Source organism: Devosia sp. WQ 349K1, from assembly GCF_016595685.1.
Classification (GTDB): domain Bacteria; phylum Pseudomonadota; class Alphaproteobacteria; order Rhizobiales; family Devosiaceae; genus Devosia.
The window spans coordinates 253,291-278,025 of sequence record NZ_JAENGO010000006.1 but is presented as its reverse complement, the minus strand read 5'-3'; the positions used below and the strand labels follow the sequence as shown (position 1 = coordinate 278,025).

The window sequence follows — 24,735 nt, the reverse complement described above, 5'->3', positions numbered from 1 at the left end:
TGAATAAACTCTAGCCGATTAGCTCTTGTTGCCCTTGGCAGCTTTATAGGCGGCCAACTCTAGGCGGTCTGGTTGTGATGAGAGCAATATGGCGAGCACCAATCCAATCGCCGCTCCGATCAGCGTGTCCCAGATACGCTCGCTCGCCATGTGAAATCCCGACACGCCCGGCATGCCGATCACTGTCATCAGCAGCGCCATGGGCGTTACCAGCATTTGCCCAAGCGCATAGTTCGAGCCGATGATGATTTCGGTGATGATCTGGAGCCCGACGATGAGCCCCATCATCTGCCAGACATTGGGTTCGAATATCAGAATCACGCCAGCAATGGCGGCCCCAATCACGACGCCCAAAAGGCGCTGAACCCCACGATGGAGCGCATGATAGAGGTGTGGCCCGGTCATTGCTGCCATCGCCCCCATTGCCGCCCACGAGGGGTGGGAAGCGCCGATCAGCTGGGAGGCCGCCGCTGCTAGAAACGTCGCGAGCGTAATAGAGAGCGCTACTTCAATGCGCCGCTTGCGGGGCAGGGCGGGCTCACCGGGCACGAAGGCCGATGGGTCGTTGCGGAATTTCTCCGTGAGAAAACAGATTGCCCAAGCGAGCAAACCAACGAGCATCACCGTCAGGCCACGTTCGATGATTTCGACAAAGCGCACGGGCGTGTCGAAGGATGCCCCTGCTGCAAATACCATCAAAAGCGCTCCCGGCGCGCCCATCTTGACCGTCTGTTGAACGAACATCAGTCCGCCGCAGCACAGCGCCAGCACGATCAGCATGACAAGGTTTGGGGCGCCCAGCCAAGCCGCGGTCGATGTGACCAGAACCACAGCGGTCTGCGACAGCATGCAATAGAGCAGCAACCAGTTCCTTCGTTGCGCGGGCGCAAAACGCCCATAAAGGGCGACAATAGAGCCAAGTGCGGCAAAGCTGAGGAGATGGGCGAAGGGCGAGATATAGATCAGCGGCATGGCAATCGCGCCGGTCATCGCCGCTTGTACCCCGGCCATTGCTGAGGCGCGAACATGCGGCTGAGGGGCTATCCTCATGCCGTCGCGAAGGGTGTGCGGGTGCAAAATATGTTTAGCGGCGTCGCGACGGCGCGGGCGGTCGCTCGTTGGCGGGGTGTCCATAGGCAGCAGACGTGAGTGAGGATGGGGCCATTGGGCCAGACGGTCCGACGGGACCGGATAAGTTCGCGTTCTTAAGGTATTCACTAGGGGCGGCGGAGCCCCGACTTTGGTTCTAGCTGCCCTGCGACAACGGCTGTGGATTGTAAACGAGGTCTTAACCTTCTAGAACATTGAGCGAACAAATTTCGCGCTGACAGCTTGGCCCTCGGCTCTTGTCACGCCTGCGCTCTCATGCACAAAAGGGCTCATGTTAGATCGCCCAGACATTGTCGCCGTCATGGTCGGGGTCGCCGTAGAGGGGCCCTATAGCTATCGCGTGCCTCACGGCATGAGCGTTGAGCGTGGCTCCATCGTGTCTGTGCCCTTGGGGCCGCGTTTGGTTTTGGGTGTTGTCTGGGGTGTGCCCAAAGACAGTTTTGCGCATAATCGTCTGCGCGATATCGCCCTGGCCTATGATGTTCCCCCGCTCTCTGACGAGCTGATGCGTCTGGTCGATTGGGTCGCACGCTATACGATTACCCCGCCGGGTCAGGTTTTGCGCGGCGTTCTGCGCTCCCCCGAAGCGTTGGATGCGCCCAAGCCGACAACTGCGTTCCGTCGCACCGGCGTTGTGCCTGATAAAATGACCAGCGCGCGGGAGCGCGTGCTTGAGATTTTGGCCGATGACATGGCTTGGCCCAAGCCTGCACTCATCGGCGCGGCCGGGGTGTCAGCCTCAGTGGTGGAGGGATTGGAAAAGGCGGGTGTGGTTGAGCGAATCGAATTGCCTGCCGCTCCCATCGTCCAAATTCCCGATCCTGATGCGGCGCCATCCACGCTCAGCCCGGAACAACAGAGTGCGCTCGATCAGATATTAGAGACGGGCGCCCACAATTTTGGCGTTGCTCTGCTCGATGGCGTCACTGGTGGCGGCAAAACCGAAGTTTTCTTTGAAGCGGTGGCCGATACTCTGCGTGCCGGGCGTCAGGCGGTGATTCTGCTGCCCGAAATCGCCCTCACCAACACTTTCATCGATCGCTTTACCCGTCGTTTTGGGACGCGCCCCGCAGAATGGCACTCGGATTTAACGCCGGCGCAACGCGCCAAGATCTGGCGTGGCGTCTTGGATGGCACGGTCCGGGCTGTCGTTGGCGCGCGTTCGGCCCTGTTTTTGCCCTTCCGCGAGCTGGGGCTGCTGGTGCTCGATGAAGAGCACGACGGCGCATATAAGCAATCAGAAGGCTTTACCTATCACGCCCGCGATATGGCGATCGTACGGGCTCAGTTTGCTAAGGCACGCGTCATCCTCTCCTCGGCCACCCCTTCGGTCGAATCGCGCAACAATGCCAACCAGGGGCGCTATGCCCATGTTCGGCTCACGTCGCGCTTTGCCGAGGCGGCCATGCCCAATATCACTGCGCTCGACATGCGCACCGATGGGCCGGAAAAAGGAGAGTGGATCGCGCCCACGCTGGCCCGCGAGATTTTTGCTGCCTTGGATCGGGGCGAACAGGCGCTTCTCTTTCTTAATCGTCGTGGCTACGCGCCGCTCACCCTCTGCCGCTCCTGCGGGCATCAATATAAATGCCCCGATTGCTCGGCGTGGATGGTGGAACACCGATTCCGTGGTGTCATCATGTGCCACCACTGCGGCCATGAGATGAAAACGCCCAAAGTCTGCGGCGAATGTGGGGATACCGAAAGCCTAACAGCCGTTGGGCCGGGCATTGAGCGCGTGGCTGAGGAGGCTGCGGTGCGATTCCCCGACGCGCGTCGCGTACTGCTCTCCACCGATATGGGCTCGCATACACAGTTGCGCGACCGATTCTCTGAGGTCGCGCGTGGCGAATTTGATCTCATCATCGGCACGCAGCTGGTGTCCAAAGGTCACCATTTCGAGAAGCTCTCTGTTGTTGGCGTGCTGGATGCCGATCTCGGGCTCGCTCACGGCGACCCCCGCGCCTCGGAGAAAACCTTCCAGATTCTCACGCAGGTTGCCGGCCGGGCAGGCCGAGCCTCTCAGCACGGCAAGGCGTTCTTGCAGACCTACCACCCCGATCATCCGGTGATGAAAGCCATGGTGAGCGGGGATCGAGAGGCCTTCTACGCTTCCGAGCTTCATGCTCGGGAAGCCGGTGGCATGCCGCCTTTCGGGCGTCTTGCGGCGCTAATCGTCTCCTCAGGCGAGCAGGCGCTGGCCATGGCTCATGCCCGTATGCTCCTCACCTCCGCGCCCATGGCCGATGGGGTCCGGCTCTTTGGGCCAGCGGACGCTCCTGTCTCTATGATAAGGGGGCGTCACCGCGTGCGTCTTCTCGCACAGTCTGGGCGAGACTTTGATTTGTCCGGTTATGTGCGGTTTTGGCTGGCGAGTGCAGAAAAAGCCAAGGGTGATTTGCGTGTCCAAATCGACATAGACCCCGTCAGCTTCATGTAAATTTCTGTCGGAGCAGATTTTCCCTGTGAAAAACCCGACCGTTCTCGGCGCGAAAAGCAAGTCGTGCTTGGAAATTTATCCCAATAAAAAGCGCAATCGGGCCTGCGACACTTTCGCAACGACTGAATCCCATGCGCAAGCCTTGCAGTGCCTGCTTTTCCTGTGTTAGAGCGGGCGCGAATTTAGGGGTCCGGCTCGTGGCCCGTTTCCGAGCACGTCCAAGCGTTCATATTCCGCCCCGGGTACCCATCCGGAGACGGCCAATTAGAGGGTGAAGCAGCATTGGCAGCGCAGAACTCAGTGCTTACCCAGATCGCGCGGCCATATGCGTCGGCGCTTTTTGACCTCGCCCGGAGCGAGAACCAGATGGCTCAGGTTGAAACTGGCCTGTCTGACGTCTCCCGGCTTATCGGTGAAAGCGAAGATTTTTCTCGCTATCTCCGTTCTCCAGTTCTCTCCAGCGATGTGAAAGCATCCGCGCTCAACGCTATTCTTGAGCGCGCGAAGGTCAATCAGACCGTTGCTAACTTCCTTCGCGTGGTGGCCCAGAATGGTCGCCTCTTTGCTCTCGATCAGATCATCACGGCTTTCCGTGAACTGGCCGCAGAAGCACGTGGCGAGACCACGGCAGACGTGACCTCTGCCGCTCCGCTGACCGCGGAACAAGCAGCAGCTTTGGCGGAAACGCTCAAGGCCAAGCTTGGCAAGACAGTCACGCTCAATCAATTCGTCGATCCCTCGCTCATCGGTGGCCTTCAGGTCAAAGTCGGTAGCCAGATGATCGACTCTTCGCTCAAGACAAAACTCGCCGCGATGAAAGTCGCCATGAAAGAGGTCGGATAAATGGACATCAAAGCCGCGGAAATTTCTGCGATCCTCAAGGACCAGATCAAGAATTTCGGCCAGGAAGCCCAGGTTTCCGAAGTTGGTCAGGTGCTCTCCGTCGGTGACGGTATTGCCCGCGTATACGGCCTCGACAACGTTCAGGCTGGTGAGCTCGTTGAATTCCCAGGTGGCGTTAAGGGCATGGCTCTTAACCTCGAAACCGACAACGTCGGTGTCGTGATCTTCGGTTCCGACCGTCAGATCAAGGAAGGCGACGTCGTTAAGCGTACCGGCGCCATCGTGGACACCCCAGTTGGTCCAGGCCTCTTGGGTCGCGTTGTCGACGGTCTGGGTAACCCGATCGACGGCAAGGGTCCAATCGACCACACCGAACGTCGTCGCGTTGACGTTAAGGCTCCTGGCATTCTGCCACGTAAGTCGGTTCACGAACCAATGTCGACCGGCCTCAAGGCTATCGACGCGCTGATCCCAATCGGCCGTGGCCAGCGTGAATTGATCATTGGCGACCGTCAGACCGGTAAGTCCGCGATCATTCTCGACACCTTCCTCAACCAGAAGCCAGCTCACGACGCAGGCGCTTCGGACACTGACAAGCTCTATTGCATCTACGTTGCAATCGGCCAGAAGCGTTCGACCGTTGCTCAGTTCGTGCGTCAGCTCGAAGAATCCGGCGCCCTGCCGTACTCGATCGTTATCGCTGCGACCGCTTCGGACCCAGCACCGCTCCAGTACATCGCACCGTTCACCGGTTGCGCGATTGGCGAATGGTTCCGTGACAATGGCAAGCATGCCGTTATCGCGTATGACGATTTGACCAAGCAGGCTGTTGCTTACCGCCAGATGTCGCTTCTTCTGCGTCGTCCACCAGGCCGTGAAGCTTACCCAGGCGACGTTTTCTACCTCCACAGCCGTCTTCTCGAACGCGCTGCGAAGATGAACGAAGCCAATGGTCTTGGCTCGCTGACTGCTCTGCCAGTTATCGAAACCCAGGCAAACGACGTTTCGGCTTACATCCCGACCAACGTGATCTCGATCACCGACGGCCAGATCTTCCTCGAAACCAACCTCTTCTTCCAGGGTATCCGCCCAGCCGTTAACGTCGGTCTGTCGGTTTCCCGCGTTGGTGGTTCGGCTCAGATCAAGGCGATGAAGCAGGTTGCTGGTTCGCTTAAGGGTGAACTCTCCCAGTACCGCGAAATGGCTGCATTTGCTCAGTTCGGTTCCGACCTTGACGCTGCAACCCAGCGCCTTCTGAACCGTGGTGCGCGTCTGACTGAGCTGCTCAAGCAGCCACAGTTCAGCCCGCTCAAGACTGAAGAGCAGGTTGCGGTGATCTTCGCTGGTGCGAACGGCTACCTCGACTCGATCCCAGTTTCGCAGGTGATGGATTTTGAACAGCACACCCTGTCCGCTCTGCGCGGCAAGTATGCTGACATTCTCGCCACCATCGCGAAGGACAAGGCTCTGAGCGACGACACCCGTGCAAAGCTCAAGTCGGCTCTTGATGATATCAAGAAGACCTACGCGGCCTAAGCCCGAAGGAGACGACAGGCTATGCCGTCGCTAAAGGACCTAAAAAACCGGATCGACTCGGTCAAATCGACCCAGAAGATCACCAAAGCCATGCAGATGGTCGCGGCCGCAAAATTGCGCCGCGCACAAGAAGCGGCTGTCGCTGCCCGTCCATACGCTGAGCGTATGGGCGCGGTGCTCTCCTCCCTGGCCGCCGTTTATGACGGCCAGGCAGATGCTCCGGTGTTGCTCGCTGGTAACGGCCGCGACCAGGTTCATCTGCTGGTGGTTGCCACTGGTGAGCGCGGCTTGGCTGGTGCTTTCAACTCGTCGATCGCACGTCTTGCGCGCGATCACGTCTTGAAGCTTCAGGCTGAAGGTAAGACCGTCAAAATTCTTACCGTCGGTCGCAAGGGCCACGACATTCTGCGTCGTCAGTTCGCTGATCTGATCGTTGATACGGTCAGCTATCGCGAAGTGAAGACCGTTGGTTTTGCTCAGGCGTCTGAGATCTCTCAGCGTCTGCAGACCATGTTCGCAGCTGGTGAATTCGATATCGCCACCCTGTTCTTTGCTAAGTTCAACTCCGTGATCAGCCAGGTGCCACAGGCAGTCCAGCTCATCCCGGCCAAGATCGAAGCTGTTGAGGGTGCGGGTAAGGTCGATAACTCGACCGTACTTTACGAATATGAGCCCAGCGAAGAAGCGATCGTCGAAGACCTTCTGCCACGCAATATCAGCGTGCAGATCCTTCGCGCGTTCCTCGAAAACAGTGCTTCGTTCTACGGTGCGCAGATGTCCGCAATGGACAATGCTACCCGTAATGCGGGCGACATGATCGGCAAGCTGCAGCTGAGCTATAACCGCCAGCGTCAGGCTCAGATCACCAAAGAACTTATCGAAATCATTTCCGGCGCGGAAGCGCTCTAACCCCTCAGCGAGGACGAACAAATGGCAGATAAAAAGGCCGGTCGCGTATCGCAGGTCATTGGCGCCGTCGTTGACGTGGTGTTCGACGATCACCTGCCCGCAATCCTGAACGCGCTTGAAACCACTAACAATGGTCAGCGTCTGGTACTCGAAGTAGCTCAGCACTTGGGCGAAAACGCAGTACGCACCATTGCTATGGACACGACCGAAGGTCTCGTCCGTGGCACCGAAGTAACCGATCTGGGCACCGCTATCCGCGTTCCAGTTGGTGAAGGCACCCTCGGCCGCATCATGAACGTTATCGGCGAGCCGATCGACGAAGCTGGTGCGATCGAATCAGAAGGCCTGCGTGAAATTCACCAGGACGCTCCAGCATTTGCTGAACAGAACCCTGCTTCCGAAGTGCTCGTCACCGGGATCAAGGTTGTTGACCTGATCGCTCCATACGCTCGCGGTGGTAAGATCGGTCTGTTCGGTGGCGCCGGCGTTGGCAAGACCGTTCTGATCCAGGAACTGATCAACAACGTTGCTAAGGCACACGGTGGTTACTCGGTGTTCGCTGGCGTGGGTGAACGTACCCGCGAAGGCAACGACCTGTACTACGAAATGATCGAATCGGGCGTGAACAAGGACCCACATGAGAACAACGGCTCTGCCGCTGGTTCTAAGTGCGCTCTCGTGTTCGGCCAGATGAACGAACCACCAGGCGCGCGTGCTCGCGTTGCTCTGACGGGTCTCACCATCGCGGAAAACTTCCGTGACAAGGGCCAGGACGTTCTATTCTTCGTCGACAACATCTTCCGCTTCACTCAGGCAGGCGCTGAAATGTCGGCTCTGCTCGGCCGTATTCCTTCGGCAGTGGGCTATCAGCCAACCCTGTCGACCGACATGGGCGCGATGCAGGAACGCATCACCACCACCACCAAGGGTTCGATTACCTCGGTGCAGGCCGTATACGTTCCAGCGGACGATTTGACCGATCCGGCACCAGCAACCACCTTCGCTCACTTGGATGCGACGACCGTTCTGAACCGTGCGATCTCCGAAAAGGGTATCTACCCTGCAGTGGATCCACTGGCTTCGAACTCGCGTATCCTTGACGCGAACGTTGTTGGCCAGGAGCACTACGATACCGCTCGTCAGGTTCAGTCGATCCTGCAGAAGTACAAGGCTCTCCAGGACATCATCGCCATCCTCGGGATGGACGAATTGTCGGAAGAAGACAAGCTGACCGTGGCGCGCGCTCGTAAGATCGAACGCTTCATGTCCCAGCCGTTCGACGTGGCAGAAGTGTTCACCGGTTCGCCAGGCGTGTTCGTTAAGCTCGAAGACACCATCAAGGGCTTCAAGGGTCTCGTGAACGGTGATTACGATCACCTTCCAGAACCAGCCTTCTACATGGTTGGCACCATCGAAGACGCTGTTGCCAAGGCACAGAAGCTGGCCGCTCAGGCAGCCTAAGCTAAAAAACGGTGTGGGCCGCCCCGGCGGCCCACCCTTTTCGTCAAGGGGCCCGGATCCATTTCGGGCTTCATTGCCAAAGGACCAAGAGAATGGCTGAAGGCCTCAAGATCGAGATCGTGTCGCCAGAGCGGCTTGTGCTGTCCGAGACCGCAGTGTCTGTCACTGCTCCGGGCACCGAAGGCTACTTTACCGTCATGCCCGACCATGCGCCGTTCATGACCACCCTCCGTTCCGGTTTCATCACCGTGACTCCTGTCAACGGCAAGGCATCGATCTATTTCGTGCGCGGCGGCTTTGCTGACGTTTCGCCGAGTGGTTTGACCATTCTCGCCGAAGAATCGGTTCCTTTCAGCGAATTCGATCATGAAGGTCTCAAGACCCAGATCGCTGCTGCACAGGAAACCCTGAAGAACGCTAAGGTCGAAGAAATGACCTTCGCGCAGGAAATCGTCACAGGTCTCGTGAACCTGGCTGCGGAAGCTGCTCAATTGAACGGCACGCACATCCACTAATCCCTGCGATTAGTACTGATATAAAAGAAGGCCGCCTCTCAGAGGCGGCCTTCTTGCATTTGAGCTGGAATAGTTTCGGATTACGCTAGGGCCGCGTCGACAAGCGCCTGGGCATGCAGTTCCGTGGTGTCATAGCAGGGCAAAGCGCTCACGCTGTCATCGACCAGCATGCCGATCTCCGTGCAGCCCAGAATGACCGCCTGCGCGCCGCGATGGGCCAAGCGCTCAATAGCGTTGAGATAGATATTTCGCGACTCCTCGCGAATGATGCCCTTGCACAATTCTTCGTAAATAATGCCGTTGAGATTGGTGTGGTCGACGTCTGGGGTAAGGGGCGTCAGGCCACGAGCCGAGAGGCGATCCTTATAAAATCCCATCTCCATGGTGAACCGCGTGCCTAAAAGCCCAACCGTATCATAGCCATCAGCCAGTAGGGCATCAGCCGTTGGGTCGGCGATATGGATAAAGCGCGCTGAAACGCCCTCTGTGACCTCTGCAGCGACAAGATGCATCGTATTGGTGGCCAAGCCCAGAACTTGCGCTCCAGCCGCCTCAAGGGCTTTGGCAGCGCCATTGAGCACGACGCCGGCCTCATGCCAACGACCTTCGGCTTGCATGGCGGCGATTGGCGCAAAGTCGACGGAGTGAATGATCACGGGCGCTGAATGGAGGCCCCCGAGACGGCGCGCCGTTTCGGTGTTGAGAATGCGGTAGTAGTGAGCGGTCGATTCCCAGCTCATGCCGCCAATCAGACCAATTGTTTTCACGAAAAATACCGCCGAGGAATGTCAGCAAATGCGTCGACGACTTTGTCGTAAGCATCGCGTTTGAACGGGATGATCAATTCGGGAGCCAAGGTTAGGTCCTCCCAACGCCACGCGTTGAACTCGGGCTTATGCTTGCCTTTTGCAGGGGCCAGAACATTGATTTCGCTCTCATCGCCTGTGAAGGCGAAGGCATACCAACGCTGCCGCTGGCCGCGATACTTGCCCTTAAAACCCTTGCCTAAGAGTGCATCCGGTAAATCGTAAAAAATCCACTCAGGGGCCTCAGCGAGGAGGCTCACTGAGGTGACATTTGTCTCTTCATATAGCTCACGCAGAGCAGCCTTGAGACTGTCCTCGCCCTTGTCGATGCCGCCTTGCGGCATCTGCCAGGCAAAGCCCGAAGAACTGGATTTTTCTGGGTCGCCTTCCGAGAGACGATGGCCAAGAAAAACCTTGCCTTGGGCATTAAACAGAGCCACCCCAACGCAGTCACGATAGGGCAGGCTCTCACGATCTGGACGATCGGACATTGATAAGGCCTATTTCATCAGTGCGCTGGCGGGGACCAGGACGATCCCTTTGGCGTCTAGCTCCTGTGCCCATTCCGACACGGTCTGCACCGAGATGGGCAGCGCACTAATAATACCAATCGCCGAGCCAGTTTCCATGGCCTGAGCTTCAAGGCTGGCAATCGCTGAGAGAATAGCAGGACGAGATGGGTTGGCGTCGAGCATTGTCGTGGCGCGGGTAAAAGGCACATTATTGGCCTCTGCCAGCTGCCCAGCCACCGAGCGGTTCGAGGAGCCGTCATCGAGATAGCCCAAGCCGCGCAGGCCCAGCTCTTCCATGACTGGGCTCATGTCTCCGGCCGAAGCGGTAAACCGCGCGCCCATATTGTTCATCACGCTGAAATAACCGCCGAAGCGCGACATCAGCCAAAACAGCTTGTCGAGATTTGCGCGCGGTGTTTCGCCGGTCAGCATCGTGTGCGGGCCGGGATCATTTTGCGGATAATCAAAGGGCTCAAGCGGAATTTCCAGCATCACTTCATGTCCGGATGCCCTTGCGGTATTGACGGTGCCCACCAGCGAGCGGCCATAGGGCGCAAAAGCGAGAGTGATGTCAGCCGGGAGCTGATCAATGGCGTTCATCGACCCCTGCTCGTTAATGCCGAGACCGGTCACGACAATGGCGATTTTGGCCAGATTTGGCGCAATTTCATCGACCGGACGCCGGTAGGCGTCGAATGGGCCAAGGCCCGTGGGCGACATGCGCGGGATGATGCCATTGACGGTTTCTTCCGCCAATTCAGGCAGAACGCCTGTGCCGATCAAACTCACTTCCAGCGATGGTCGTGGTGTGGTTTCGGCAGGCTCATAAGGAACGAGGGGGACTTGCCCTGCAGGAAATTGCTGATCGTCTGCGGTGATTGTGACGGGTGAGGTCGCACCGGTCGATGCGTTCGGCACGGCGACAGCATTTGCGACCGCATTGGCGTCACGCGTCGAGGTGATAGCCACCTCAGCCATTGGGCGGCCGCCGAGCGGGTCGTCCACCAAGACGATGCGCCCAAGGGCGCCCAGCAAGATAACGATACTGACCCCGAACAATGTGCGGGCCAGCGGGAAATGATGCCGGCCGCCATCGACCCGATGTTTGCGCCCTCTCAAAGGCGTCGAAAGGTCATTGGCCATATCGTTGCGCTCGTGCCCACTGGGGTAGTTCAGTTGTCAGGATGCGGCGCGAATCACGCCGCATCACAAGTTTAGTGCGAAAACCTTTATTCCGCCTTTGGCGGGAAGGCTTCGTGGGTTTCTTCACCGGTAATCAGCTTCACCGCATACTGGAGCTGTACGTCCTCTGCTGCATCTTGCGGCACGTAAACCGACGAGCCGACCGTAGCCTCTTCCTGGCCTTCGATCTCGATATGGCCTTCGAGTGCAGCTTCGCCGATGATCTCGTCACGACCCTTGATCTCGTCAGGAACCTTCTGCAGCACTTCAATGTCGGGCGTGATGCCGAGTGCCTGAATGGAACGGTTTGATGGCGTGTAATAGCGCGCGGTTGTGATCCGCATTGCGCCATCGGGACCAAGCCCGATGATCGACTGCACTGAACCCTTGCCGAATGAGCGCGTGCCAACAACGGTTGCGCGCTTGTGGTCTTGCAGAGCACCGGCGACGATTTCCGAAGCAGAAGCCGAGCCACCGTTGACCAGAACAATCATCGGAATGTCTTTGAGGCGACGATCCAGCGGATCGGGCGCTGCGTCATAGCGAGCGCTTTCGCGTTCGGTGCGGCCACGGGTCAGCACAACAGCGCCGCGTTCAAGGAAGGCGTCCGCAACATAGACCGACTGATCGACCAGTCCGCCTGGATTGTTGCGCAGGTCAAGGATGATGCCCTTGGGCGCCTTGCCGTCACGTTCTTTCCAGATATCGTCCACGGCCTTTTCGATGCCGACGAAAGCCTGTTCGGAGAAGCGCGACAGGCGCAGAACCGCGACTTCGTCATCCCCTTCCATGCTCCAGCGCACGGCGCGCATCGAAATGGTGCCGCGGGTCAGTTCAAACTCGAGAGGCTCGTTCACGCCTTCGCGGGCAATGGTGATTTTCACCTTGGTACCGACCGGGCCGCGCATTTTGCCAACGGCTTCGTCCTGGGTCATGCCCTGAACGTCGTCGCCGTCGATCTCGATGATAAGGTCATTGGACAGAATGCCAGCCTTGGCAGCCGGGGTGTCGTCGATGGGCGAGACCACTTTAATATAGCCGTCTTCCATCTGGATCTCGACGCCCAGACCACCGAACTGGCCCGAGGTGTCTTCGCGCACATCGTCGTAATCTGCAGGCGGCAAATAACCCGAATGCGGATCAAGCGATGTCAGCATGCCCTGAATGGCGGCGCGGATCAGCTCCTGCTCATCCGGCGGATCAACATATTCAGCGCGAATGCGGTCGAAGATTTCGCCGAACAGATTGAGATCGCTATAGATCTCATCATCGCTCCGCGGCTCAGCCTTGTCCTGCTTGCTGGGCTCTGGCTCTTCCCCGCTCGGGTTTGGTGCCTCCTCAGCGGGTTGCTCAGTGGGTGCAGGATCGGTTGGAGCTGCGTCTTGCGCCAGAACCAGGCTGGTGGAGGACAGGAGCAGGGCCGCACAGACTGCGGCGACACGGTGCTTAGGAGGATGCATAAATGTGTTTATCCAGTCTGTTCGATAGTGGCCCACCAACCGTTCGGGTCGAAAGGCTCGTTGTCTCTTCTCAGCTCAATATAAAGCGTTGGTTCGTTGTTACCAGCACCTGTGGTGACTGTTCGTCCAATGGTGCGCGATCCCATCGTCCCGAGGGGTTCGCCCATTTGAACAAACTGGCCAATCTCAGTCGTAATGGATTCCAAACCGGCGAGGAGCGTGGTGTAGCCATCCCCGGTATTGAGAATGATGATTTCGCCGTAATTGAGGTAAGGGCCCTTATAAAGCACCCAACCATCTGATGGAGCGAGAACCTGCGCGGTCGGACGGGTGATCAGATACTGACCTTGCGATACGCCGCCTTTGCCGTCATTGGCCCCCCAATCGAGCGCCAGTGTTCCATTGGCTGGTTGGGTCAAATACCCGCGTGCCAGTGGGAAGGGCACTGCAGGTTGCGTGCGGCTGGTGTTGGCAAAGGCCAATTGTACAGCCTCTGGCGAGAGGCGCGGCAGGTCCTCGTCAGGCGAGGCGGGACGCGTTGAGGCATTGGCGCGGTCGGAGAGGGCGCTAATCAGTTCGCGCAGCGTCGCGGCCTTTTCAGCCAGGGCGACAGCCGCTTCCTCTTCCGCCTGCAATTGGGTGGTGCGTTGGTTGATACCGGTCTTGCGTGCCGTAATCAGGGTCGCAATGCGCAATTGTTCTTCTTCGAGAACGTCCTGATTGGCGCGTAGAGTTTCCTCTTCGGCCATGGCCGCGACCTTAATATCGGTCAGCTCTTTAAGGTCTGCCGACACAGAATCCGCCTTGGCGCGCAATTGCGGCACGATCGCTGAGATCAGCACAGCCCCACGCGCCGAACCCAAAGCATCGCTCGGATCGACGATGAGTGCCGGAGGTGGATGGAGCGATATGCGTTGAAGCGCTGCCAGAACATTGGCCACCTCAGCGTCAGCGCCATCAAGACGCCCGCGGACGTCCATCTCTTTGACGATCAGCTCGGAGAGGCGCTCTTCCACATCGGCGATTTCGATTTCCGCCAATTTGACCCGCTGCGCCGCGCCAATGAGCGCTGCATTTTGCTGGGTGCGATCGCCTTCCATCGCTTCGATCTCGGCTTTAAGCGCATCGATGCGCTCCCGCGAGATGGTCAGCGAGGCTTCAACCTCTTCCAGATTGCCGACATCGAGCTGCGGCTCTTCGGGCGGCAGGACCTCGACCGGGGGGGTCACAGGCTGTTCAGTTGTTAGGTCGAGACCGGCCTCGCCAGCAGGTTGGGCGACGTCGAGTGCCGGACGGAGTTCCGCCGCCGGATTTGGAATAGGTTCCGCGTCTTGCGAGAAAATAGGGAATACGCCAAGGCCTGCCAGAACGGTGCCGGCAAGCAGGGTCTTAACGGTGCGGGCCGGCCGCAGAGGCATGGCGTCTCCTCGAGGGATAAACGATCCCGAATCAATTCAGCGGCAATTTAGCAAGCCTTCGGACAATCGCCCGTTAACTCTGCTTAACCATCACAGCGGCGAGACTATGGCGAAAGCCTAGTCGCCGCGATGATAGGGATGGCCCGAAAGGATTGTGGTTGTGCGATAAAGTTGTTCAGCCAGCATGATCCTAACCAGCTGATGTGGCCAGACCATGGGTGAAAAGCTCACCACTAAATCGCATTGTTTCACCAGTTCTGGATCAAGTCCGTCAGCGCCGCCGATCATGAAGCTCACTGACGAGCGGCCATCGTCGCGCCAACGACCGATTTGCTTGGCAAAACTTTCCGAGGTGATGGCTTTGCCGCGCTCATCGAGCGCCACCAAAACCCCGCCCTCGGGCAGAGCGGCGCGGAGGCCTTTGGCTTCCTCGCTCTTGCGCGCAGGCGCCGACCCGGCCCGGCTTTCATTGAGTTCTGATACGTCAAAGCCGGTCAGAGCCAATGGTTTGCCGCTGCCCTGAGCGCGCTCAAGATAACGGGCCACAAGCTCGCGCTCTGGCCCGTTCTTCATCCGGCCAACGGCCGCGATTGCGATGCGCATGAGATCTTAGTGCTGATCCGCCGAGAAATCGGCCTGCCACATCTTTTCGATGCTGTAGAACTCGCGCACTTCTGGGCGGAAGATGTGAACGATAACGTCGTCCGCATCGATCAGTACCCAGTCGGCCTGCTGCAGGCCTTCAACGCGTGGCTTACCGAAACCGGCGTCGCGCAGGGCGATGACCAGCTGGTCAGCAACAGCGGCGACGTGACGGTTCGAGCGACCAGAGGTCACCACCATGTAATCAGCAATCGAGGATTTGCCTTCGAGGTCGACAGACACAGTGTCTTCGGCCTTGGCGTCGTCGATCGTGTTGAGGATAACCTCAATGAGAGTTTTCTTCTGTGCCACTACGTCGTCTCGGGAAGCAGGGGCGGTGTTTTCGGGCGTGGCCATTAGCAAAGGCCTTCCGCCCATGCGCGTGCATGGGTCATGCGAGGGATATCGATCCTAAAATTGTTGCTCGGAATGTCGCGGCGACGTGAATACGGCAAGCCGTCATTTCCTGTTCCGGTGAATTCACCATTGGCCCTAAAAATACGCGTTTACCGAGGATTTCGCAAGGTCAGGCTGAAAATCAAGATACAGCAGGATTTTGACCTGCTCGAATGGCGCTAGACGACAGATTTGATTGCCTGCCTTGGAGATAAACCCAGGCTGGCGTTTGCGCGCCGACGATCAGGGCCGGAGCGTCTTCATCACGTTTTGCGTAGTCAAATGTGGCAGAGGCTCGGCTGGCCAAGGCTTTGCGCGCAGCACCGGGACGCGCATAGACGGCAATCGGCGTGGTCGCAAAAATTTGCCGCCAGCGCTCCCACTTGTGCATGTCAGCGAGGCTGTCCGCGCCCATGATCCAAACAAAGCGTCGGTCGGGCAGGGCTGTGACAAGATGGTTCAGCGTCTGCCAAGTGTATTTTATCCCGAGCGCCGCCTCGAACCCGGTGACTTTGATGCGCGGGTCGCCGATGCGCGCCCGCGCTGCCAACACCCGCTCTTTTAAGCTCGGTAGGCCCGCGTTGTTCTTGAGCGGATTGCCCGGTGTCACCAAAACCCAGAGCGCATCAAGCTGCAACCGGCGGAGGCTTTCCTCCATGACAAGGAGGTGCCCGTCATGCAGCGGATTAAAACTCCCGCCAAAAAGCCCAATGCGCATCCCCGATCCCGAAGGTGGGATTTCGGTGATACCCGCAATCTTGAGTTTTGGCCGGAGCACTCTTTACCTCGCCCCTAGGGGGAGAGGTCGACGCGAAGCGGCGGGTGAGGGGGGCTTCAGCATCAAGGCCGCAATTGCCCGTTGCCGCGCACACGATATTTAAAGCTCGTCAGCTGCTCTACGCCCACCGGCCCACGAGCATGCATCTTGCCCGTCGCAATACCGATCTCGCCACCGAACCCAAATTCACCACCGTCGGAGAACTGGGTGGAGGCATTGTGCATGATCACGGCGCTGTCGATCTCGTTGAAGAATTTTTCAACCGCCTCACCATCCTCAGCGATAATCGCCTCGGTGTGATGGCTCGAATAATGCTCGATATGGGCGATGGCGGCCTCAACACTATCGACGATTTTCACCGAGATGATGGCGTCTTCATATTCGGTCTTCCAGTCCTGCTCCGTCGCCGCGATGGCGTCGGGGATCAAGCTCATAACCTGCGCATCGCCACGGATTTCGCAGCCTTTTTCGATCAACGCTGCGATAATCGGCTTGAGATGGGTGTCCACTACGTCCTTGTGAACCAGCAGGGTTTCAGCCGCGCCGCAAATGCCCGTGCGGCGCATTTTGGCGTTGGCCGTAATCGCCACGGCCTTGTCGAGGTCAGCGCTTTTATCGACGTAGACGTGCACCAGCCCTTCAAGGTGGGAAAACACCGGCACCCGCGCTTCGGCCTGTACGCGCGCCACCAGCGATTTGCCGCCTCGTGGCACGATCACGTCAATATTGCCGTCGAGACCCTTGAGCATTTCGCCCACGGCTGCACGATCCGTTGTTGGAACCAGCTGCACGCATTCAACCGGCAGGCCGGCCAGATGCAGCCCATCGAGCAGGCAATCAACCAGGGCGCGCGACGAGTGGAAACTGTCCGAGCCGCCGCGCAAAATAACGGCGTTGCCGGACTTGATGCAGAGCGCGCCCGCGTCAGCAGTCACATTCGGACGCGATTCAAAAATCACGCCGATCACGCCGAGCGGGGTGCGCACGCGCTCGATATGAAGCCCGTTGGGACGATCCCATTCGGAAATGACGGTGCCAACGGGGTCAGGCAGTTCAGCAATGGTTTTGACCGCTGCAATAATGCCGTCGATCCGCGCATCATTGAGCAAAAGCCGATCGAGGAAAGCGCCGGAAATGCCCTTTTCCGTTGCGGCTGCCATATCGAGTGCATTGGCCTTCAAAATGGCTTTGCGATGCGCGTTGATGGCGCCAGCGGCAGTGAGCAGGGCCGTGCGCTTCTGTTCGGCCGTCGCGATCTTGAGGGCACTCGCGCCCTTGCGTGCGTTGCGGCCCAGCTCGGCCATGATCTGAGGCAGTGAGGCGTCCGCGGTCATTTCTGCTGCGCTCATACCAAAGCCTCCTCGTCGATACCGATCATAACCAGATTGTCGCGATGAACCATTTCCGAGCGGTTGCCCACGCCCAGAAGTTCGCCCATGCGATCAGAATTCTTGCCCATCACCAGACGGGCGTCTGCACTGTCAAAGCTCGACAGACCACGCGCGATTTCGCGCCCGGTGTCATCGAGAATAGCAATCGTGTCGCTGCGCTCAAAATCACCGGTGATCTTGGTCACCCCAACGGGCAGCAGCGATTTTCCCTGACGCAGCGCACGTACGGCACCGGCGTCGAGCTGCAGCGTGCCTGCTACCGAAAGCGTGCCCATAATCCAGCGTTTGCGCGATTGGGCGCGGCTGGTGGCCGCTTTGAATAGGGTGTGTAGGCCGCCCGTGTTGAGGCGGGCCAGCGGGTGCGCTTCTGTGCCCTTGGCGATGATCATCGCGGTCCCTGCCAGCGTTGCGATCTTGCCCGCTTCGACCTTGGTGGTCATGCCGCCTCGCGAGAGGTGGCTGGCAGCGCCCCCGGCCATGGATTCGATTTCAGCCGTGATGCGCTCCACAACCGGAATATGGGTCGCGTTCGGGTCTTTGGCGGGAGGCGCGGTGTAGAGTCCATCAATATCGGAAAGCAGCACAAGCAAATCTGCTTCGATCATCGTGGCGACGCGCGCCGACAGGCGATCGTTGTCGCCATAGCGAATTTCAGCCGTCGCCACCGAGTCATTCTCGTTGATGATCGGAATTGCGCCTAAGCCGAGCAGGGTGCGGATGGTTGTGCGCGCATTGAGGAAGTAGCGGCGCTCTTCGGTGATATTGGGCGTGATCAGAATTTGCCCGGTCACAATACCATGCTTGCCCAATGCCTCTGCCCAGGCCTGGGATAGCGCAATTTGCCCGGCACTGGCGGCCGCTTGCGATTGTTCCAGCGTCAGCGTCAGCGCCGATAGTCCCAGTAGCCCACGACCGAGCGCAATCGCGCCTGAGGAGACGATGACGATCTCCTTGCCTTCGCCTTTCAAGCTCGCCACGTCTTGAGCCAGCTGCGCCAGCCATTCGGCGCGCAATTTGCCAGCTTTGTCCACCAAAAGGGCCGAGCCGATCTTGATGGTGATGCGGCGGTAGGAGGCGAGGGCGGTCATCTGTTTAGATCCGATTGTGGGTCTTTGGTGCGCCAGAGCCTGGTTCTCAAGAGGCGCGTGGGTCGTCGGAAAAAAGGGGTTCTCAACACAGCGAGAACCCCCAGATTGGGTTATATTATGGTGTCCACGGAACGTGGGCGGTCTTGCCAGCGTCCTCGGCGGCCTTTTCTGCGTCGAGCAGGTTCAGCACGTCGTAAAGAACCTGATCAACACCCTTGCCGGTCGCGCCGGAAACGAGGCGGATTTCAGCGTCGGTCACTTCCTGAATGGCGGCGACCTTTTCGGCGATCTCTTCTTCGGTCAGAGCGTCGATCTTGTTGAGAACGACAATCTCTTCCTTCTCCGCCAAAACATCCGCATAGGCGCCAAGCTCATAGCGCACCGCTTCATAGACGTGTGCAACGTCTTCATTGGTGCCATCGATCAGGTGGATCAGAACCTTACAGCGTTCAATGTGGCCGAGGAAACGGTCACCGATCCCAATGCCTTCGCTTGCGCCTTCGATCAGGCCCGGAATATCGGCCAGAACGAATTCACGCTCGCCAATGCGCACAACACCAAGGTTGGGGTGCAGCGTGGTGAAGGGATAGTCGGCGATCTTTGGCTTTGCCGCCGAAACAGCCGCGAGGAAGGTCGACTTGCCCGCGTTTGGCTGGCCGACGAGACCCGCGTCCGCGATCAGTTTCAGGCGCAGCCAAATGCCCTTTTCAATACCTTCCTGGCCAGGGTTCGCGCGGCGCGGTGCCTGGTTGGACGAGGTCTTGAAATAGGCATTGCCGAAGCCGCCATTGCCGCCCTGCAGCAGCACGACGCGCTGGCCGATTTCTGTGAAGTCGGCGATCAGCGTTTCCTGATCTTCTTCAAAGATCTGGGTGCCCTTGGGCACGCGCAGCACAATGTCTTCGCCGTCGGCGCCGGTGCGGTTCTTGCCCATGCCGTGTACGCCGGTGTCAGCGCGGAAGTGCTGCTGATAGCGGAAGTCGATGAGCGTGTTCAGCCCTTCGCAGCATTCAGCGATAATATTGCCGCCGCGTCCGCCATTGCCGCCATCGGGGCCGCCGAACTCAACGAATTTTTCGCGCAGGAAGCTGACAGCGCCAGCGCCACCAGCACCTGATTTGATGTAGACCTTGGCCTGGTCGAGAAATTTCATGCCTGTCGTGCCTTCCAGACGCTGTGCGTCAATATGGTATCGATATGCTCTACCTCAGCGTCTCGTGCAAGGCAGTGCAAAGTGGAACGTTCCATCTCGGTAAACCCGAGCCGTTTTTGCACGGCCAGCGAGGCATGGTTGAAATGGTAGACGCCCGAGTAAAGGGCTGGAGCCTGGGTTTGAGCAAAAAACCACGCGACAGCTGCCGTCGCGGCCTCACTCATGATCCCTTGGTTCCAAAAGGGTTGACCCAACCAATATCCCAAAACGGGACCGGATGGACCAGATTGATAGCCGATATGGCCCACATATCCCCGTCCGTCGAGATCAATTGAGAAATTGACCTCGTCTGCGACACTGGGTGGGCGCAAAGACCGCAGCCAAGTTTCGGCATAGCTGCGCTCATAAGGGTAGGGAACGCGCGCCAGATTGCCCGATACCTCAAAATTATTGAGATAGCGGGTAATCAGCTCGGCGTCGGCCAATATTGGCTGACGCAGCGTCAGGCGCGCGGTTTTGATCATCGGGCTCAGCATTCCAGCACGCGTCTGTTATCCTCTTGCGGTTCGGCGAGCATCTCTCGTCCCACCCAAGCACTGCGCGTCAGCTGGGAGATCACATGCTCCACATTATGCTGCAACGCATGAGAGAAGCGTCGGTCGCGATCAATGGGCAAAAACCCCAGTTTCTCCTGCAAGCGGAGCGATGCCAGATTGTTGACCTGCACCGCCGTGGTGATGGTGTCCCGTTCGGATGAGGCAAAATACCAGTCGAGTACGGCGCGCACCGCCTCGGTGCCGAGGCCGCGTCCCCAATGGCTGCGGGTTATCCCAAACCCCAGCTCAGGGGTGATGGTCACTCCGCCCACCATGATGCCGTGCTGTTCAACGACAAACATGGTGCGCACTGAGCTCGGTGCGATCACATCGGCCAGCCAATCGCGCGCCATGCTTAGGGTAAACGGCCACGGCAGGGGCGTCATCCAGCGCGCCACATCATAAGAGCCCATGGTCAAAACAAAGGCTGGCGCGTCATCAAGGCTTGGCGGCCTTAGGGTCAGGCGTTCTGTTCTGAGCGTGGTCATCTTATGAGTTCCAATCTCATATAAACGACGGGCTGTCCGATCAGATTGCCTTCGAGGTCAGGGCCTTCCCCCACTTCGATAAAGCCAATTTTACGCAAAACCCCGCGCGAGGCGGTGTTCTCGGCCAAGGCGCGTGACCGAAGCGATGCGGCGCCTGTTTTGCGCGCCGCGGCCACCAAGGCCTCGGCGGCTTCGCTCATATAGCCGTTCCCCCAATGCTCTTCCGCCAGCCAGTAGCCCAGTTCTGGCTCCTGTCCGCCTTCAAGACGAAAGCCGACGATGCCGATCAGCGCTCCCTCGAGATAAATGCCGAGCACGTGCTCGCCATCACTGGGAACAATGTTTTCGATAAAGAAGCGGGCGTCGTCTTCGCCGTATGGGAAGGGCAATCGCGACATAAATCGATGCACATTTCGATTATTGCACGCGCGCGCGATAGCTTGGACGTCATTGAGGGTCGGAGTGGCCAGAACCAGGCGCGCAGTGGTGATCGTGGTTGGCAGCAGGTCTTTAAAGCTGGTCATGGCGAAAACTCCGAAATGAAAGAAGGGGAACCGGTTTCCCGGTCCCCCTTCATTTTCGGTGTGTCACCAAACTTGCCGGGAGACCTAGGGTCACCGGCAAGATTGTCAGCTTGCCGGATTATTCGGCTGCTGCTGCCGGGATGACAGACACGTGTACTTTGTTATTCGCGCGGGTGCGGAACGCAACGTTGCCGTCTACGAGTGCGTAGATGGTGTGGTCCTTACCAAGACCAACGCCGGTGCCGGTTGCCCACTTGGTGCCGCGCTGACGGATGATGATGTTGCCAGCGATAACAGCTTCGCCACCGAACTTCTTCACGCCAAGACGACGGCCAGCGGTATCACGACCGTTGCGGGATGAACCGCCTGCTTTTTTATGTGCCATCTCTAGGGCTCCTTATTCCTGATCGGCCTTAGGAGCTGCCTTCTTGGCAGCGGCCTTCTTTGCTGGCTTTTCAGCAGCAGCGTCGTCGGTTGCAGCAACCTTCTTAGCAGCTGGCTTCTTAGCAGCCTTTGGTGCTGCAGCTTCATCAGCAACAGCAGCTGGGGCTTCAGCCTTAGCAGCAGCCTGAATGGTCGGCTTTGCGCCGCCGGTCAGGATTTCGGTGATGCGAACAGTGGTGAGCTGCTGGCGGTGACCGTTACGACGACGCGAATTGTGGCGACGACGCTTCTTGAAGATGATGACGGTCTTCTGCTTCTTGGTTTCAACCAATTCAGCAGCGACCAGAGCGCCTTCCACCAGCGGAGCGCCGACGGTGTCGCCAACCATGAGGACTTCGTCGAAGGTGACGATGTCGCCTGGAGCTGCGTCCAGCTTTTCGATCTTGATGACGTCGTTAGCAGCAACCTTGTACTGCTTACCGCCCGTCTTGATAACGGCAAAAGTCATATATAGTCCGATTGGGTTTCAATCGGTCCCTTGTTGTCGCGCTCTACGGCGCCGCAAACCCTTTTGGGATCGGCGGTCTTCGCGATTGGCCAAATCGAGTTTGACCCGTAGCCTCGAACAGCGTTTTCAAACGAAACAAACGCTCTGGTTAGACACCAGTGCGCAAGTTGCTCGGCTTATCGAGGGAAATGGCGCCAGAGTCAAGGCAAAGCCCCTGAAAAACCGGGCTTTGCTCGTCGGTTCTGCTGAACTGTGATCATGGTGTTTTCCACAATCGCCTCTCTGTCCAGCAAAATTGCAAAGCGACTGCTCTTAGCCCTACTGAAGGCGTGGGTTTGCGGGACTTCCCCTTGTGTTTGGCCTCGGTCTGCGGGGTGAGGCGGAAAACATGTCGCAATATCAGCGAGGAAATCTTGGGGCGGGGGAGTTGCAAGGGTAAAAAGCCTATGTCATAAGCCGCCCATCAACCACGGCGGTCTTGGAAAAGATCGCTGAAGACCTCGCGGAGAGGTGGCAGAGCGGTTGAATGCACCGCACTCGAAATGCGGCATAGGGGCAACTCTATCGGGGGTTCGAATCCCCCCCTCTCCGCCACTTCTAAGTCATTGATATTGCTAGAGTCGAATCCGAATCAAAATACGGATTCTGTCACAGCATCCCGTCACAGTGATGGGAGTGTTTGTTCCTTGCCAAGTTCCATTTCATCCTTTGTTCACCGGCGAGGTCCGGTCTACTGGTTCCGTCGCTCGGTTCCGGTTGACCTGATCGATCGCCTTGGCAACACGGACATCCGCAGGTCATTGCGTACGTGCAATAAGCGGGTGGCCCGGCAAAAAGCGTGGACACTGGTTTTGCTGGTTGAAGAGGCTTTCGCGATACTCCGCGACGCTGGGCTCAAGCCGGGCGCACGCGATGCGTTGAATGTCGTCCTGGGCCGTGTGATGGACGACTTTGACCGCGACAGCCGGGCCTGGGCAGAGCGCGCAAAATATCGCATGCTTCTCGACAGCCTGAATGCCGGGATCAATGATGAGGCTTCCGTTGGCAAGATCGGGCAAGACACCATTGATGCTGCGGTGGCTGCACCGGCTCCCACGCAGTGTATGATCGACGGTCAAAAGCCTGCCGATATGGCTCCCTCATCTTTCGCATTCTCAACGGATCCTGCGCGAGCAGCATCTCCCGTGCCGGCCATTAGTAACCAGACGCCAGAGGCACTGGCGCTGGCAGTTGCGGAAGCGATGCGGCTGGGGACACTCCATCCTGAAGCGAAGAAGCCATTAACGGCGCATATTGAAGGACATTTTGCAGATTTGCTCAGGAAGCGGAGGTCCCCGAAATATCTGGCTGAAATCCGCACGAAGCTGCAAATCTTTATTGCCACCATGGGCGACAAGCCGGTCTTTCAGTACAAAAAGGAGGACATGCTGCGGTATCGGGATTTGATCGATCAAATGCCCGTTGATGCTATAAAGCATCTCAAGACCGATGATCCGATGAAAGCCATCGCTCTGAACGCCAAGCGTGCAAGTCCGCTGCCGCCGATCAGCTCCACAACTGTCGATGCCAAATATCTGAGCACGATACGCGGCATATTCGACTATTTGATCCGGAAGGGGTACCTCGAGAGTAATCCCGTTGCCAATGTCCAGTCTGAACAAGAGGCGGATGGAGAGGATCTTCTGGACGTCGAAGTTCGTCTACCCTTCACGCCCGAAATCGAACACGCAATCTACCGGCTGACCAGCAAGAAGCCGAAAATGTCCGCAGACTATTGGTGGCCGCGTTTCACGTGCCGGCAGGGCCTGCGATTGCACGAATTCACGCAGCTCTGCGTATCGGATTTTCGTGAGTTACATGGTCGGTTGTGCGTGGACTTGCTGCATTTTGATTTCGATGGCGACGAGCACCACGCCCTACGGCGCTCTCAGCTGCAACTAAAATCCAATTCAGCGCGCCGTATCTTTCCGGTGGCACGGGAGCTTCTCGATGATGGTCTGCTGGACCTCATAGCCAGGCGCCGCCGGGAAGATGGACCCAATGCACGCCTTTTCCCTGACGAGACCGCTGACCAATACGGCAACAGCTCCTCAGCACTCTCAAAACGTGCGAACCGATTGGTGCGCGGCATAACGCCGGATCGGCGCATTGTCGCCTATAGCGCTCGCCACACTTTCGCGAAGCGTTGTGATGATGCCGGGATCCCACTTGCTGTCCGAAATCTGTTTATGGGTCACGAGCAGGGGCAGGGCAGTGACGACAATGCGCAGAGTAAGGCTCGCGGTAAACACGTCTCGGCCCGATATGGCTCTCCGCTCCCAACTGCCGAAGAGCTCGCCTGGTTCGACAAGATCCGCTTCGATTAGCCAAGACAATGGAGTGGCACTGCGCGGTTGGTAACATCAAATCCGCATCAAGTAACACTTTTCCCGCAAACCTATCGTCATTCTAGAAAGGGTTCTCCGGCACGCACGACGCGTTATCGGCACCTCATTCTTGGTCGCAAATTTGGTCCGTGCCAAACCGTGACGCAGTGCCGGTTCGACCGAAAATTCCGACGAGTAACGGGCAAATGGGCATGGAAAATCGGGTTGC

At 58.2% G+C, this 24,735-nt stretch carries 24 protein-coding genes, 1 tRNA gene and 1 pseudogene; 9 read left to right on the top strand and 17 right to left on the bottom strand.

All coding sequences use genetic code 11. The features are described from left to right. Nucleotides 1-18: 18 nt before the first annotated feature. Nucleotides 19-1,134, bottom strand: coding sequence for an FUSC family protein (locus JHL21_RS13690; protein ID WP_200214061.1), 1,116 nt, complete (start codon nt 1,132-1,134; stop codon nt 19-21). A gap of 247 nt (nt 1,135-1,381) precedes the next feature. Here JHL21_RS13690 and JHL21_RS13685 point away from each other — a divergent pair, with 247 nt between their 5' ends. From JHL21_RS13685 to JHL21_RS13660, 6 genes are all read left to right on the top strand, one after another. Continuing rightward, nucleotides 1,382-3,550 (top strand): primosomal protein N', encoded by a 2,169-nt coding sequence (locus JHL21_RS13685; RefSeq protein ID WP_200214060.1) that lies wholly within the window; start codon nt 1,382-1,384, stop codon nt 3,548-3,550. A 282-nt stretch (nt 3,551-3,832) separates the two neighbouring features. Continuing rightward, the gene (locus JHL21_RS13680) at nt 3,833-4,393 is read left to right on the top strand and encodes a F0F1 ATP synthase subunit delta (RefSeq protein WP_169196526.1); all 561 of its coding nucleotides are present in this window, start codon (nt 3,833-3,835) and stop codon (nt 4,391-4,393) included. Beyond that, nucleotides 4,394-5,929, top strand: a complete 1,536-nt coding sequence (gene atpA / locus JHL21_RS13675) for a F0F1 ATP synthase subunit alpha (protein ID WP_169196525.1) — start codon at nt 4,394-4,396, stop codon at nt 5,927-5,929. 21 nt (nt 5,930-5,950) lie between these two features. Next, nucleotides 5,951-6,838: a F0F1 ATP synthase subunit gamma gene (locus tag JHL21_RS13670; RefSeq protein WP_169196524.1), complete on the top strand. Its 888-nt coding sequence runs from the start codon at nt 5,951-5,953 to the stop codon at nt 6,836-6,838. 21 nt (nt 6,839-6,859) lie between these two features. Further along, on the top strand, nt 6,860-8,299 hold the full coding sequence (atpD, locus tag JHL21_RS13665; protein ID WP_169196523.1) for a F0F1 ATP synthase subunit beta: 1,440 nt from the start codon (nt 6,860-6,862) through the stop codon (nt 8,297-8,299). A gap of 92 nt (nt 8,300-8,391) precedes the next feature. Beyond that, nucleotides 8,392-8,814 (top strand): F0F1 ATP synthase subunit epsilon, encoded by a 423-nt coding sequence (locus tag JHL21_RS13660; RefSeq protein ID WP_169196522.1) that lies wholly within the window; start codon nt 8,392-8,394, stop codon nt 8,812-8,814. An 80-nt stretch (nt 8,815-8,894) separates the two neighbouring features. Here JHL21_RS13660 and JHL21_RS13655 read toward each other — a convergent pair whose 3' ends face one another. The 16 genes from JHL21_RS13655 to rplU all read right to left on the bottom strand — a co-directional run bounded on the left by JHL21_RS13655 (nt 8,895) and on the right by rplU (nt 22,140). Further along, complete coding sequence (locus tag JHL21_RS13655) at nt 8,895-9,581, bottom strand: aspartate/glutamate racemase family protein (protein ID WP_200214059.1); 687 nt, start codon at nt 9,579-9,581, stop codon at nt 8,895-8,897. Next, nucleotides 9,578-10,111 (bottom strand): RNA pyrophosphohydrolase, encoded by a 534-nt coding sequence (locus JHL21_RS13650; RefSeq protein ID WP_200214058.1) that lies wholly within the window; start codon nt 10,109-10,111, stop codon nt 9,578-9,580. The genes JHL21_RS13655 and JHL21_RS13650 overlap by 4 nt, the downstream gene beginning before the upstream one ends. Nucleotides 10,112-10,120: 9 nt before the next feature. After that, on the bottom strand, nt 10,121-11,275 hold the full coding sequence (locus JHL21_RS13645) for a divergent polysaccharide deacetylase family protein (RefSeq protein WP_200214057.1): 1,155 nt from the start codon (nt 11,273-11,275) through the stop codon (nt 10,121-10,123). Nucleotides 11,276-11,361: 86 nt separating this feature from the next. After that, entirely contained in the window at nt 11,362-12,774 is a 1,413-nt protein-coding gene (locus tag JHL21_RS13640; RefSeq protein WP_199532602.1) for a S41 family peptidase, read from the bottom strand. 8 nt (nt 12,775-12,782) lie between these two features. Beyond that, on the bottom strand, nt 12,783-14,192 hold the full coding sequence (locus tag JHL21_RS13635; RefSeq protein WP_200214056.1) for a murein hydrolase activator EnvC: 1,410 nt from the start codon (nt 14,190-14,192) through the stop codon (nt 12,783-12,785). 117 nt (nt 14,193-14,309) lie between these two features. Beyond that, nucleotides 14,310-14,795 carry a 23S rRNA (pseudouridine(1915)-N(3))-methyltransferase RlmH gene (rlmH, locus tag JHL21_RS13630; RefSeq protein ID WP_169196516.1) on the bottom strand — a complete coding sequence of 162 codons (486 nt, stop codon included), beginning with the start codon at nt 14,793-14,795 and terminating at the stop codon, nt 14,310-14,312. Nucleotides 14,796-14,801: 6 nt separating this feature from the next. Beyond that, nucleotides 14,802-15,191 carry a ribosome silencing factor gene (rsfS, locus tag JHL21_RS13625; protein ID WP_248306085.1) on the bottom strand — a complete coding sequence of 130 codons (390 nt, stop codon included), beginning with the start codon at nt 15,189-15,191 and terminating at the stop codon, nt 14,802-14,804. Nucleotides 15,192-15,372: 181 nt separating this feature from the next. Continuing rightward, nucleotides 15,373-16,008 carry a nicotinate-nucleotide adenylyltransferase gene (locus JHL21_RS13620; protein WP_367948194.1) on the bottom strand — a complete coding sequence of 212 codons (636 nt, stop codon included), beginning with the start codon at nt 16,006-16,008 and terminating at the stop codon, nt 15,373-15,375. A 62-nt stretch (nt 16,009-16,070) separates the two neighbouring features. Beyond that, entirely contained in the window at nt 16,071-17,357 is a 1,287-nt protein-coding gene (locus JHL21_RS13615) for a glutamate-5-semialdehyde dehydrogenase (RefSeq protein ID WP_200214055.1), read from the bottom strand. Beyond that, nucleotides 17,354-18,487 carry a glutamate 5-kinase gene (gene proB, locus JHL21_RS13610; RefSeq protein ID WP_200214054.1) on the bottom strand — a complete coding sequence of 378 codons (1,134 nt, stop codon included), beginning with the start codon at nt 18,485-18,487 and terminating at the stop codon, nt 17,354-17,356. Before proB ends, JHL21_RS13615 begins: the two co-directional genes overlap by 4 nt. Nucleotides 18,488-18,602: 115 nt before the next feature. After that, a complete protein-coding gene (obgE, locus tag JHL21_RS13605) occupies nt 18,603-19,640 on the bottom strand; it encodes a GTPase ObgE (protein WP_169196512.1) in 1,038 nt (345 codons plus the stop codon). After that, nucleotides 19,637-20,164: a GNAT family N-acetyltransferase gene (locus JHL21_RS13600; RefSeq protein ID WP_169196511.1), complete on the bottom strand. Its 528-nt coding sequence runs from the start codon at nt 20,162-20,164 to the stop codon at nt 19,637-19,639. Before JHL21_RS13600 ends, obgE begins: the two co-directional genes overlap by 4 nt. A 5-nt stretch (nt 20,165-20,169) precedes the next feature. Continuing rightward, a complete protein-coding gene (locus JHL21_RS13595) occupies nt 20,170-20,724 on the bottom strand; it encodes a GNAT family N-acetyltransferase (protein WP_200214053.1) in 555 nt (184 codons plus the stop codon). Then, nucleotides 20,721-21,248 (bottom strand): GNAT family N-acetyltransferase, encoded by a 528-nt coding sequence (locus JHL21_RS13590; protein WP_200214052.1) that lies wholly within the window; start codon nt 21,246-21,248, stop codon nt 20,721-20,723. The genes JHL21_RS13595 and JHL21_RS13590 overlap by 4 nt, the downstream gene beginning before the upstream one ends. A 118-nt stretch (nt 21,249-21,366) precedes the next feature. Then, entirely contained in the window at nt 21,367-21,633 is a 267-nt protein-coding gene (gene rpmA / locus JHL21_RS13585) for a 50S ribosomal protein L27 (protein ID WP_169196508.1), read from the bottom strand. 12 nt (nt 21,634-21,645) lie between these two features. Further along, nucleotides 21,646-22,140: a 50S ribosomal protein L21 gene (rplU, locus tag JHL21_RS13580; RefSeq protein ID WP_169196507.1), complete on the bottom strand. Its 495-nt coding sequence runs from the start codon at nt 22,138-22,140 to the stop codon at nt 21,646-21,648. Between the two features lie 504 nt (nt 22,141-22,644). On the opposite strand from rplU, the gene JHL21_RS13575 reads away from it, so the two are divergent. The 3 genes and pseudogenes from JHL21_RS13575 (at nt 22,645) to JHL21_RS13570 (ending at nt 24,506) form a co-directional block, all read left to right on the top strand. After that, a tRNA-Ser gene (locus tag JHL21_RS13575) sits at nt 22,645-22,734 on the top strand. Between the two features lie 11 nt (nt 22,735-22,745). After that, nucleotides 22,746-23,012, top strand: a pseudogene (locus JHL21_RS18045) (DUF6538 domain-containing protein); the annotation flags it as partial. 69 nt (nt 23,013-23,081) lie between these two features. Next, entirely contained in the window at nt 23,082-24,506 is a 1,425-nt protein-coding gene (locus JHL21_RS13570; protein ID WP_200214051.1) for a tyrosine-type recombinase/integrase, read from the top strand. Nucleotides 24,507-24,735: the final 229 nt, after the last annotated feature.